The following is a 12674-nucleotide window of genomic DNA, read 5'->3' as shown; positions in this document are numbered from 1 at the left end:
TTAGCCCGCTGTTAAGACGCCGCGCGTTACCTGTTGCATCAACACATGTTTGACGCAGAAGAAAGGCGTGCCGATGTCCATTTCCTCTTCGCTGAATGCCGGTGTTGCGGCGCTGTCCGCAAATGCCAGCAGGCTGGCGACCATCTCTGACAACATCGCGAACTCCTCGACCTTTGGATACAAGCGCGTGGAGACCGATTTTCATTCGATGGTTACGACCAATTCCGGCGGCGCCTATTCAGCGGGCGGCGTGCGCACGACCAGTCAGCGCATGATCGACCAGCGCGGTTCGCTGGTTTCGACCAACAACTCCACCGACCTCGCCGTGCGTGGCCGAGGCATGCTGCCGGTTGTGCGCAGCTCGCAGATCGCGTCGGGCACCAATGAGATGCTGCTGGCCACCACCGGGTCGTTCCGAACCAATGAACAGGGGTATCTGGTCTCGGAATCGGGCCTTGTCCTCATGGGCTGGCCGGCGCAATCCGATGGGTCGATCCCGAACCTTCCCCGCGATACATCGGCCGGTTTGGTGCCCGTTCAGCTGAGCGTCAATCAGCTCTCCGGATCGCCGACGACTCAGATGAATCTGCGAATGAACTTGCCGGCAACCGCGACGGATGCGGGATCGCCGGGGGATACGCAACCGCTATCGGTGGAGTATTACGACAACCTCGGAAAGTCGGAGAATGTCGAGATCGAACTGATCCCGACGGTTCCGGCCACCGGATCCAGCAATGCCTGGACCATGGTCCTGCGTGACACGGCATCCGGTGGTGCTGTGATCGGTGAGTACAACCTGACCTTCGACGACAATCGGACCAGCGGCGGAACGTTGGCCAGCGTCACGGCTGTTTCCGGTGGGGCCTATGATCCCGCCACGGGCAGCTTCGTCGTGAACGTTGCGGGTGGTCCGATGGAGATCAACATCGGCCAGATCGGCGATTCGAACGGCATCACGCAGCTTTCCGACACCTTCGCTCCCGTTTCGATCACACGGGACGGGGCCGCGGTCAGCACCATGACCAGCGTCGAGGTTGATGAAAACGGATATGTCTATGCGTTCTACGATTCAGGCGTCAGCCGCCGGGTGTTTCAGATCCCGCTGGTGGATCTTCCCAACCCCAACGGGCTGACAGCGCTGGACAGCCAGACCTACGCCCCGTCACGCGACAGCGGCACCTATTTCCTGTGGGATGCCGGTGATGGCCCGACCGGCGATCTGGTGTCCTTCGCGCGCGAGGAATCGACCACCGATGTCGCCAGTGAACTGACCGATATGATCCAGACCCAGCGCGCCTATTCGTCAAGCGCCAAAGTGATCCAGACCGTGGACGAGATGTTGCAGGAAACCACGAATATCAAGCGTTGATCCGGCCCCCTGATTTGATGAGAGGACCTTTCCCATGAGCATTTCCACCGCCTTCCACAACGCGCTGAGCGGGCTTTCAGCGGCCAGCCGGGCCTCGGTTGTGGTGTCGGACAATATCGCGAACGCGCTGACACCGGGCTACACGCGCCGCTCGTTGGAAGTGGCCACAAGCCACGTGACCGGCAATGGCGTGCAGGTGGTCGGGGTCAACCGCCACGACGCTCCGGTTCTGACTGCAAACCGCCGCAGTGCCGACGCGGGATATGCGCATGCCAAAGCCACTTCGGAGTTCTTTAGCGGGTTGGAGCAACTGGTTGGCACGGCCAATGACCCGAACTCGATCACCAACAAACTAACGAATTTCGAAAGCAGCTTGATTTCAGCAGCCAGCATGCCGGAGTCCGCCACACGCCTGGACACGGCGGTGACCGAGGCACGCCACTTGGCAAACGCGATCAACGATGCTTCCGAAGGATTGCGCCGCAGGCGCTCGGACGCGGATCGCCGTATCGGTCAGCAGGTGGACCGTCTGAACACTGCGCTCAAGGATGTCGAAGACCTCAACGCTCGGCTCTCCAAGATCCGGGCGGCGGGGGGCAACGTTGCCGCTTTGCTCGATCAACGTCAGGTGCTCGTCGATGAGATCAACGAGATCGTTCCGGTCAACATCGTCGCGCGAGACAATGATCGGATCGCCCTCTATTCCGATGGCGGCGCCATTCTGCTCGACGACCGGGCGGCAGAGCTTTCGTTCGATCTGACCGGCGATACGATGCCGCATATGACCGTCGGCAACGGGCTGCTTTCGGGGCTCGAGATCAATGGCCGGCCGGTCGCGACCTCCGGTGGCACCTCGGCGATCAGGGGCGGGAGCCTGGCGGCCCAGTTCGAAATCCGCGATGAGTTGGCGATTGAGGCGCAACAAGATCTGGATGCACTGGCGCGCGACCTGATCGAGCGGTTCGAAACACCGGGCCTGGACCCGACCGTCGCCGCGACCGACGTCGGCCTCTTCACCGATGACGGCAGCCGGTTCGATCCGGCAGTCGAGATCGGGCTGGCCGGACGGTTGGCGCTGAATACCGTTGTTGATCCTGACAATGGCGGCGACAGTTGGAAGCTGCGCGCTGGGTTGGGGGCGACGGTCCCGGGCGCGCCGGGCGACGCAAGGCAGTTGAAAGCCTTTGGCGATGCGCTGACGACAGTGCGCACTCTGCCAACGACCCGGTTCGGGACTGGCAGCCTGACGGCGGCGGATATCAGTGAGGGTCTGCTGTCGCGGGTCGGGCAGGACGCCAATACCACCGCGGGGCGCATGGCCTTTGCCTCAACGACCAGAACCGAGCTTGAGCGGATCGAAAAGGAACAGGGCGTGGATACCGATACCGAACTGCAACGTATGATGCAGATCGAACAGGCTTACGCCGCCAATGCCCGCATCATCGAAACGGTCGATGAATTGATGGATACCTTGTTGAGGCTGTAAACCATGGCTCTGAATTCAATCGGCGATCTGGCCCGAGGGCTGATGCTTCAGACCCGCAGCACCCAGATCAAGACCGAGATCGAAACCTTGTCCTACGAGTTGTCCTCAGGGCAAGTCGCCAATGTGGCCGAGCGTTTGGGCGGAGATTACGCGCAGATCGCGGATATCGACCGCAGTCTGGCCCGCCTTGACGGGTTTTCCATCGCGACGTCCGAGGCCGGGCTTTTCGCGAACGCGATGCAGATCAGTTTGACCACGTTCGACAAAAGTGTCGCAGAGCTTTCGTCGACGCTATTGGCCTTTGGGACGTCCAATCAGGCGGTGACACAGACGCAGGCCAGCGTGCAGGCAGCCGACGAGTTGGACACGATGATTTCGGCTCTGAACACGCGTGTCGGCGGCCGTAGTCTGTTTGCAGGAACTGCCACCGACGCAACGCCGCTTGCCTCTCCGGACACACTGCTGACGGCATTGCGGGCGGAATTCACCGGTCTGACCACAGCGTCCGACATCCTGCAGGCAGCCGAGACCTGGTTCAATGATCCGGCGGGATTCGAGGCGGTGATGTATCAGGGATCGGCGGATGTTCTGGCACCGATGCAGATTTCGGAACGCGAACAGGTCCGCCTGCCATTGAAGGCCGACGACCAGGCGTTTCGGGATGCGTTACGCAGCGCCGCCGTCGCTGCGCTGGCCTCCGATCCCACGCTCGCTATGTCCCCGGATCAGCGAACGGCCCTGTTCAAGGAACTCGGAGGTCAACTGGTCAATTCCAAGGATGACATGGTGCAACTGAGAGCACAGATCGGCGCGGCTGAGGCGCGCATCGATCAGGCGGCGACCCGAAACTCTGCCGCGAAAACCAGCCTGGAATACTCAAAGGGAGAACTGATTGGGGCCGATCCTTATGAAACCGCAACGCGGCTGCAGACCGTACAGTTTCAACTGGAAAGCCTGTATTCCGTAACGGTCCGAAATGCCAATCTGTCACTGGTGAATTTCCTGAGATGAAATTTTTGTTAGTGTTTATCGCCCTTCTGATGCCGGGTCTTGCATTGGCGAACTCCATCCGGCTCAAGGATCTGGTGGACTTCGACGGGGTGCGCGGCAACGACCTGGTTGGATATGGCCTTGTGGTCGGTCTGAACGGCACTGGTGATGGATTGCGAAATGCGCCGTTCACCGAGGAGATCATGTCGAATATTCTCGAGCGCCTTGGGGTCAACGTGACGGGCGAGCAGTTCCGGCCCAAGAATGTGGCGGCGGTTTTTGTGACTGCAAGTTTGCCGCCGTTTGCTCGGGTGGGCGGCCAGATCGACGTGACGGTGTCTGCAATCGGGGATTCCAAAAGTCTGCTGGGCGGCACACTGATCATGACGCCCCTGAACGCAGCTGACGGGCAGATCTATGCGGTCGCACAGGGCACGGTACTTGCCGGGGGAGCGGTGGCCGAAGGTGATGCGGCTTCTGTCGTACGCGGGGTGCCGACCTCGGGTGTTATCCCCTCGGGCGCGCGCGTCGAGCGTGAGATCGAGTTCGATCTCGGATCGCTCACCCAGTTGCGGCTAGCCTTGCGCGAACCCGACTTCACAACAGCCGGTCGGATCGAGGCGGCCATCAATGGCGAGTTCAACCGCGCCGTTGCCCTGATGCGGGACTCTGGAACCATCGAGTTGAACATCGCCGCGACGCGGGCGGTCTCGACCGCCCACGCCATTGGGCGGATCGAGAACATTCTGGTCGAGCCCGAGCGCAAAGCGCGGGTTGTGGTCGATCAAAGGTCGGGCACGATCGTGATGGGGGATGACGTGCGCATTTCGCGGGTGGCGGTGTCTCAGGGCAACCTGACCTTGCGGGTCGAGGAGGCCCCGATTGCTATCCAGCCCAATCCCTTTGCGGATGGCCAAACCGTCGTGGTGCCAAGGACAAATGCCGAAATCGAGGAAGAGGAAGGAACCCGATTGGCAGAGGTGCCTGAAAGCACCTCATTGTCCGAAGTGGTGGCAGGCCTGAACGCGCTGGGCGTGTCCCCACGGGACATGATCGACATCCTCAAGACGATCAAGGCGGCGGGCGCTCTTCATGCCGAGTTTGTTGTAAGGTGACCTCTTCGTAACCAACCCCAAGAGTTTTGATGGGGTTGAAGGGGGTCGAGCAGCAACGGCGCGAAATCCCTTGGTCAAAAACTGGAGTGGCAAGTCTCGGCGAGACACCGGCGCGATCCGCTGCCAGACAGTGACCAGCTCAGGCGTCGCGCTGTGCGATCCAGTCGTGATCGGGGTCGTTCTTGAACCGCCATTTTCGCAGCGGCCCAGCCATAACGTTGAGGTAGTACATCTCGTAACCATAGGGCGCGCCGCAGGGGTGGTGACCACGTGGAACCAGAACGACGTCGCCATCCCTGACGGCCATGGTCTCGTCCAACGTGCCGTCTTCGGAATAGACCCGCTGAATGCCAAAGCCCTGGGATGGGTTCAGCCGGTGGTAGTAGGTTTCCTCCAGGTACGTCATGTTGGGATAGTCGTCTTCGTCATGACGATGGCTGGGGTAGGAGGACCAGTTGCCGTCCGGCGTGAACACCTCGGTCACCAGAAGGCTGTCGGCCACATCACGGCCTTCCATGGCGATGTTGTTGATATATCTCATGTTCTGCTCCTTGCCACGTGGAGTCAACTCGATACCATCGGGCCCCAGCCGTTGTGCCGGGTGGTTGCCTTTGCCCGGCGCTGTACAGACCGCCAACACACATTTGGTGGTGGCGGTGGCGGACCAGCTGTTTTCGTTCGGAACATAGGCACAATGAGGTGGGGTCCTTTCGAACACGCTCATCCGGTCGCCCAGTTCACCGAAATCGGCGGTATCGCAGGCGATCTTGGCCTTGCCCTCGACCAGTACCAGGATCACCTCGGTCTCACCGGTGGGCTCGGCCACGGTTTCACCGGCCTCCAGATGGTAAAGGCCAAATCCCACATAGGACCAGTCGGGGCTTTGCGGTCCGCGGGCGTTTGCGGGAGTGATGTCATGCACCTTGCCGGTTTCGGCAACGAGTTTGCGCAGAAGGTCTGTCACGGTTCATCCCCTTTTCATTTATGCAGGGCCATATCGGCCCGCCGGTTTACGCGACGCGCCGTGTGGTTTGCGCGTCCAGTTCCGCTTTGACCTGATCCGCGCTCCACCCCACGTCAAGCGCCCGCGTCAAAAGGGCTGCCTGTGTCTCGGGGGCCAGCCCACCAACCGGAGGGTCGCGATCGAGATTGGTGGGGAAGGAATAGCCTTCGGCAGCGGCAGCAATCGCAGCGCGGATTTCACCGGCAGACAGTTGGTCCTTGAGCCGAACCAGCGCGGGATAAAGCAGGGCAGACATCGCCGCCCGATCCAGGCTTTCCATGGCGCGGCCAAAAGCGCATGAGACCTGCAGCAGGTTCGCCATGCGCAGAATGTCTGCGCTGGTGTTGGCGCCGGCGGCGTGAAACAGTGCTGGGTTGAAGAATACCGCGTCGCCCTTTTGCAGCGGCAGTTGCACATAGTTCCCCTCGAAATATTCGCGGAAATCCTCACGCCGCCAGGCAACGTAGCCGGATGTAAAGAGCTGTGAGAAGGGCAGCAGCTTCGTAGGCCCGCTTTCCACCGGCATATTGGTGTGGGCGATCCCTCCTTGCAGGGTCAGCACCGCCGAGAGATGGTGGATATGCGCAGGGTATTCCGCAGCGATATCTTCCGTCTGAAAGCCCAGATGATAGTCGCGATGGGCCTGCTGCGCCGTGCCGCCGGGCCGGACCTGGTTGACCTGCGCCGTCATCTGGTAATTCGGGCCGAGCCAGGCCTCACATACGGCGGCAATCGGGGTGTTTCCGAAATAGCGCACGAAAACGTCCGGATTCCGTTCGCAGAGTTTCTGGGCCGAGTTCCAGATCCGGTCATTCGCACCGGCGGCGGCGAAGTGGTCGCCCTTCCCGCCGGAAGCCTCGCGTTCCTGCGCGATGATCTCGTCAAAAATCCGTGTGGCCTCGTCGAGAACAGTTTTATCCGCATAGGCCGATTTCAACACCAGAACCCCGGCCGATTGGCCCAAAACCCACGCCCATTCTGCCATCAACGCCTTGCGCGCGGCGGGCGTTTCCAGCCGGTCGCGCAGAGCCGTCATGTCATAGAGCGGTATGTTCTTCTGCACTTCGACGGCGTGCGGGACGGCCTCTGGCGCGAGGGACTGCGAGGTCAGCGTTCGAAACTCATCCAGATCGCAAGCGTTGCGATCGTAATACCCGACATACCCGGCTTCGGCCTGTGTCATGTCAGCTCCTTCCCCTGGTCCGTCGTTTGGCCGCTGTCGAGCCCGGCCTCTCTGGCCATCTGTTTGAGGGATTTCAGGCCCAGCGTCTGGTAGTGCAGCGGATTGTGAACCTCTGGATCCTGTTCGGCCTCGATCACCAGCCAACCCTCGTACCCTTTGTCCTTGAGAATGCTCAACAGCGGGGCGAAGTCGATGCCGCCCTCGTCGTCGCCGGGAACGGTGAAAACACCCTTGCGCACGCCGTCCATGAACGAGAAACCCCGTTCGCGCACCTCGGCCATGACCGCCGGGCGCATGTTCTTCGCGTGGAAGTGGCTGACGCGGTCCGCGTATTTCTCCAACACCGGCGCGGGATCGGCGCCGTTGGACCCGAAATAACAATGGCCGGCATCGAAGAGCAGCTTGGTGGCGGGGCCGGTTGCGGCCATGAAGGCGTCGATTTCATCCGGGGTTTCCACGACGGTGCCCATGTGGTGGTGATAGACCAGCGCGATGCCCTGATCGGCGCAGTATTGCGCGACCTCTTCGACCTTGGCGCCAAACGCCCTCATCTCCTCGTTTGACAGAACCGGGGCGTCATTCACCGGCACGTTGAGGCCCTGCACCGAGTTCGAGGTCTCGCAGGCGATGCAGACGGCGCAATCATTGTGCTTGAGCTTGTCCAGATGCGGCTGGATCGCGGCCTTTTCGTCCTCAACGCTATGGGCCAGCAGATTCAGCGAATGCCAGCCCGAGATGAATTTCAGGCCATAGCCGCCCAGCAACTGTTTCAGCGCCTCAGGGTCGTCCTGCGGCCAGCGGTGGCCATTTTCGATGCCGTCAAAGCCGATTTCGTGGGCCTCGGTCAGGATCTGTTCGGTCGGGATATGCGCGCCCAGAGACTGGTCGTCGTCATTGGCCCAGGCGATGGGGTTGGTGCCGTAAAGGATCATCGCAGGTGTCCGTTCATGTATTGCGGTCGGGTGTTGGCGCCACCCGATGGGTCCGTGCGGCCCGGCGGTGCCGCCGGGCGGGCGTTCAGTTCAGCCGGGCGCGCAGGGCGGTCTCGTATCCCTTGCGGGCTGCGTTGACCTCGTCGCGGTCGCTGACTTCGGGCACCGCCACGTCCCACCAATGCCCACCATCCGGTGTGCTGGGATAGGGGTCGGTGTCGATCACGACGACGAAGGGGCCTGTAGCGGCCTTGGCACGGGCCAGCGCGTCCTCCAACTCGGCAATCGAGCCGACATGGACCGAGGCCGCCCCCATCGACGCGGCATGGGCCGCAAAGTCGATATTCGAGGGGTTTTCGTGATGTGCATGATCGAGTAGGTTGTTGAACTCGGCCCCGCCGGTGCCCATTTGCAGCCGGTTGATGCAGCCGAAGCCACGGTTGTCGGTGATCACAACGGTGATTTTCACACCCATCATCACTGCCGTTGCAAGCTCGGAATTGGCCATCATATAGGACCCGTCGCCGATCATGCAGACCACGTCGCGGTCGGGCTCGGCCATCTTGATGCCCATGGCGCCCGCGATCTCGTACCCCATGCAGGAATAGCCGTATTCCATGTGATAGGCGCCGGGGCGAGGGGCTTTCCACAGCGTGTGCAGCTCTCCCGGCATGGTCCCGGCGGCGCACATCACCACCGTGTCCGGGCCGCTTGCGCGTTGCACAGCACCGATTACCTGCTGGTCGGTGGGGAGGGCATTGCCGTCTGCGGGCGCGTTGGTCAGCGGGTCGACCGCCGCGAACCAGCTCGATTTGAGCGTGGCGTCGGGGGCCGAGGCGGCATAATCGCCTAGAGCCGCTCCGAGTTCCTGCAACCCGATCCGGGCATCGGCCATGAGCGGCAACGCGCCGTGTTTGACCGCGTCGTAGGCGGCGACATTCAGGCTGACCAGTTGGCGGACGGGGTTCTTGAACAGCGCCCACGAACCGGTGGTGAAGTCCTGAAAGCGGGTGCCGACGCCCAGCACCAGATCGGCCTCTTCGCAAACGGCGTTGGCGCTGGAGGCGCCAGTGACGCCCACGGGGCCGAGGTTCAGCGGGTGATCCCAGGCCAGGACCGACTTGCCCGCCTGGCTTTCGACCACCGGGATCTGGTGCTTCTCGGCGAAGGCCTGCAATTCAGCGCAAGCGCCCGAGTAATGCACCCCACCGCCTGCGACGATCACCGGGCTTTTCGCGGCTTTCACAGCGTTTGCAACCCGCGCGAGCTCTCTTTCATCGGGACGCACGCGACGCTGGTGCCAGGTTCTTTTGTCGAAGAAGCTCTCGGGCCAGTCATAGGCCTCGGCCTGCACATCCTGACAGAAGGCCAGCGTCACCGGACCGCATTCGGCGGGGTCGGTCATGGTGGCGAAGGCGCGCGGCAGCGCGGTCAGCAACTGCTCGGGCCGAGTGATGCGGTCGAAATAGCGGCTGACCGGGCGAAAACAGTCATTGGCGCTGATGGTACCGTCGCCAAAATCTTCGATCTGTTGCAGGACAGGATCGGGGCCGCGATTTGCGAATACATCGCCGGGCAGCAGCAGCAGCGGCAGGCGGTTCACATGGGCGAGTGCTGCGGCGGTCACCATGTTTGTGGCGCCTGGGCCGATAGAGGAGGTGACGGCCATCGCACGCCGCCGTCTGGACTGCTTGGTATAGGCGATGGCGGCGTGCGCCATGGTCTGCTCGTTGTGCCCCCGGTAGGTTTGCAGCGTGTTGCGCGCGGCATAAAGCGCCTCGCCCAGACCGGCGACATTGCCGTGTCCGAAGATCGCCCAGACCCCGGCGATGAAGGGTTCGCCATCCTCGTTCAATTGCACCGAGAGATAGCGGACCATCGCCTGTGCCGCCGTTAGCCGGGTCGTTCTCATGCCGCCTGTTCCTTTGCTTGCGCGCGCGCCTGATTCCAGACCACGCAAAGATCTGAGTATTTCTTTGCCATCTGCCCGACGGCCTCATCATCCGTGATCGCACCCGCCAGCCAGGCCGGCGCCGCATCGCCGAATATGGTGCGACCTACGGCAAAGCCCTTGACCAGATCGAATTTCGCCGCCTGCGCGAATGAGGCAAACAGCTCTTCCGAGGGCGCGTCCAGGCCCAGCACCACGATGCCGCGGGTGTGGGCGTCATTGCGTTCGATCGCATCTACCACGGCGGCCCATTCGGCATCTGTCTTGAAGGGTTCCAGCTTCCACCAGTCGGGGTAGACACCGATATCGTAGAACCGCTGGATGATCGCCGGGGTGGTGGCTGCGTCAACGGGGCCGACCTTGGACGGGATCACCTCAAGCAGGAATTCCAGCCGGTTGCGGCGGGCGGCGGCAAACAGGCGTTTGACCACGTCCTCTTGCCTGGCCTTCATCTCGTCGCTGTCATCGGGGTGATAGAAGCACAGGCATTTGACCACATGTTCCAGCGGCCACTCGGCCAGCCCGCCGAAATCCTCGCCAATCTCAGGCTCTAGCGTCAGGGGGCGCGAGGCGGGCCATTCCACTGGATGGCCGATCCACAGCCCCTGACCGGCAGCCTTGTAGAGTGCATCGCGACCCAGGCGCGAGTCGCACAGCAGGCCATAGCCGGAATTACCTTTCGCCACCTGCATGACCGCATCGAGGCAGAGCGACTTAAACTCGCCGATCTTTGCAGGCGTGGCGCCGTCCATCTCTTCGAATTGGATGCGGTGATCGAAGGCAAAGACCCGCATCTCGGGCCAGTCGCCCTTGCGGTTGGTGGACCAGTGCAACTGTTCCAATTCGCCATCCTTGCGCAGGGCCTTTTCCTTGACGCCTCGGTTCAGGAAGAACCGCAGTTCCTCCCAACTGGGATAGGCAGGTGTGCAGCCATGGCGGCTGACCGCGAAAGCGCCGCAGGCATTGGCGTAGCCCAGCGCGGTGGGCCAGTCCTCACCATCCAGCCAGCCTTTCAGCAGGCCCGACATGAACCCGTCGCCTGCGCCCAGCACATTAAACACGTCGATGGGGAAGCCGGGGCCGATCTGGCCCTGATCCAGCGTATCGGGGATGGCGCCGGTGAAGGCCGAGGCGCCCATCGGGCCGCGTTTGCACACCAGCACCGCGTCGGAAACCGCGCGGACGGCGCGCAACGCGGCGATGGTGTCTGTCGTGCCGCCCGCGATATGGAATTCCTCTTCGGTGCCGACGATCAAATCAAACAGGTGCAGAGTCGATTGCAGTTTCTCGGTGACCTGGGCGCTTTCCACATAGCGGCTCTCACCCTCGCCATGGCCGGCCACGCCCCAGAGATTGGGGCGGTAATCAATATCCAGAGCCGTCTGGGCGCCGTTCTCGCGGGCCAGTTGCAGCGCCTTCAGCGTTGCGGCCTCAACCTGCGGATGGCTCAGATGCGTACCAGTCGCCACCACCGCGCGCGCCTCGGCAATGAAAGCAGGGTCGATGTCATCCTCGCACAGGCCCATATCGGCACAGTTCTCGCGGTAGAAGATCAGCGGGAATTGCTCCTGATCGCGGATGCCCAGCAACACCAACGCGGTCAGGCGCTCGGGATCGGTTTTGACACCACGCACATCGACGCCTTCACGTGCCAGTTCCTCGCGGATGAACCGACCCATATGCTCATCCCCGACCCGGGTGATCAGAGCCGATTTCAGGCCCAACCGCGCGGTGCCCGCCGCAATGTTGGTTGGCGAGCCGCCGATATATTTGTTGAACGAGGACATTTCCTCCAACCGGCCGCCCACCTGTGCCCCGTAGAGGTCCACAGACGAGCGACCGATCGTGATGACGTCGAGCGCCTTCATACGGTGCCTCCCAGGCTCCCTTCGAGTTGGGCCAGTTCCTGCCCCCCGGCCATCATGTCCTGCAACTCTTCGTGCTCGATTTCACCCTTCATCGCGGTGCCCAGCGTCTTGCCGCGATTGAGCACGGTGAACCGGTCGCCCACCGCCATGGCATGGCGCACGTTGTGGGTGATGAACACCACCCCAATACCCTGTTTCCGCACCTTGTCGATGGTGGCCAGCACGTTCGACGTCTGCCGCACGCCCAGGGCCGAGGTCGGTTCGTCCAGGATCAGCACCTTGGCGCCGAAGTGGACCGCGCGTGCAATGGCCACGGTCTGACGCTCACCACCCGACAGGGTGCCGACCGCCTGATCCGGACCGCGCAGGTTGATGCCCATCTTGCGCATCTCTTCCATGGTCACGCGATTGGCGTAGTCATGGTCGAAGAACTTCAGCGGCCCGACGCTTTTGACCGGTTCGTTGCCCATGAAGAAGTTCCGGCTGACCGACATCAGCGGGATCATCGCCAGATGCTGGTGCACGGTGGCGATGCCCGCCGCAATTGCATCGCGGGGGTCGGCAAAGCTCATGGGTTGACCTTCGAAGAAGATCTCGCCCGCCGTCGGTTTGTGCACACCAGACATGGTCTTGATGAAGGTCGACTTGCCAGCACCATTGTCGCCCAGCAGGCAGTGGCATTCACCTCCGAACACGTCGACCGAGACGCCGGCCAGAGCGATCACACTGCCAAAGTGCTTTTCGATGTTCTTCATCTGGATGATAGGTTCAGACATC

The 12674-nt window shown here is 62.0% G+C and carries 11 protein-coding genes; 4 read left to right on the top strand and 7 right to left on the bottom strand.

The window, feature by feature from the left end; all coding sequences use genetic code 11:
• Complete coding sequence (locus GOX53_RS29795; RefSeq protein WP_254446522.1) at positions 1–156, bottom strand: hypothetical protein; 156 nt, start codon at positions 154–156, stop codon at positions 1–3.
• On the opposite strand from GOX53_RS29795, the gene GOX53_RS09000 reads away from it, so the two are divergent.
• From GOX53_RS09000 to GOX53_RS08985, 4 genes are read left to right on the top strand one after another with little or no spacing between them, the layout of a single operon-like run.
• Positions 92–1369, top strand: coding sequence for a flagellar hook protein FlgE (locus tag GOX53_RS09000; RefSeq protein WP_254446520.1), 1278 nt, complete (start codon positions 92–94; stop codon positions 1367–1369). The two genes, GOX53_RS29795 and GOX53_RS09000, sit on opposite strands and share 65 nt — an antisense overlap.
• A 34-nt stretch (positions 1370–1403) precedes the next feature.
• A complete protein-coding gene (gene flgK, locus GOX53_RS08995; RefSeq protein WP_171175484.1) occupies positions 1404–2855 on the top strand; it encodes a flagellar hook-associated protein FlgK in 1452 nt (483 codons plus the stop codon).
• A gap of 3 nt (positions 2856–2858) precedes the next feature.
• The gene (locus tag GOX53_RS08990; protein ID WP_171175482.1) at positions 2859–3866 is read left to right on the top strand and encodes a flagellin; all 1008 of its coding nucleotides are present in this window, start codon (positions 2859–2861) and stop codon (positions 3864–3866) included.
• Complete coding sequence (locus tag GOX53_RS08985) at positions 3863–4960, top strand: flagellar basal body P-ring protein FlgI (protein WP_171175480.1); 1098 nt, start codon at positions 3863–3865, stop codon at positions 4958–4960. Before GOX53_RS08990 ends, GOX53_RS08985 begins: the two co-directional genes overlap by 4 nt.
• 139 nt (positions 4961–5099) lie before the next feature.
• On the opposite strand, the gene iolB is transcribed toward GOX53_RS08985, so the two are convergent.
• From iolB to GOX53_RS08955, 6 genes are all read right to left on the bottom strand, one after another.
• Positions 5100–5924: a 5-deoxy-glucuronate isomerase gene (iolB, locus tag GOX53_RS08980; RefSeq protein ID WP_171175478.1), complete on the bottom strand. Its 825-nt coding sequence runs from the start codon at positions 5922–5924 to the stop codon at positions 5100–5102.
• A 46-nt stretch (positions 5925–5970) separates the two neighbouring features.
• Positions 5971–7146, bottom strand: a complete 1176-nt coding sequence (locus GOX53_RS08975; protein WP_171175475.1) for a phytanoyl-CoA dioxygenase family protein — start codon at positions 7144–7146, stop codon at positions 5971–5973.
• Positions 7143–8078, bottom strand: a complete 936-nt coding sequence (gene iolE, locus GOX53_RS08970; RefSeq protein ID WP_171175474.1) for a myo-inosose-2 dehydratase — start codon at positions 8076–8078, stop codon at positions 7143–7145. The genes GOX53_RS08975 and iolE overlap by 4 nt, the downstream gene beginning before the upstream one ends.
• Before the next feature lie 85 nt (positions 8079–8163).
• Positions 8164–9990, bottom strand: coding sequence for a 3D-(3,5/4)-trihydroxycyclohexane-1,2-dione acylhydrolase (decyclizing) (gene iolD / locus GOX53_RS08965; protein WP_171175472.1), 1827 nt, complete (start codon positions 9988–9990; stop codon positions 8164–8166).
• Positions 9987–11897, bottom strand: coding sequence for a 5-dehydro-2-deoxygluconokinase (gene iolC / locus GOX53_RS08960; protein ID WP_171175470.1), 1911 nt, complete (start codon positions 11895–11897; stop codon positions 9987–9989). The genes iolD and iolC overlap by 4 nt, the downstream gene beginning before the upstream one ends.
• Positions 11894–12673, bottom strand: a complete 780-nt coding sequence (locus GOX53_RS08955) for an ATP-binding cassette domain-containing protein (protein ID WP_171175468.1) — start codon at positions 12671–12673, stop codon at positions 11894–11896. The genes iolC and GOX53_RS08955 overlap by 4 nt, the downstream gene beginning before the upstream one ends.
• Between the last annotated feature and the right edge of the window lies 1 nt (position 12674).

This window comes from Ruegeria sp. HKCCD8929 (assembly GCF_013031405.1).
In the GTDB taxonomy this organism is placed as follows: domain Bacteria; phylum Pseudomonadota; class Alphaproteobacteria; order Rhodobacterales; family Rhodobacteraceae; genus Ruegeria.
Note: the sequence above shows the minus strand (reverse complement) of the source record. Positions and strands in the feature narration are given on the sequence as shown.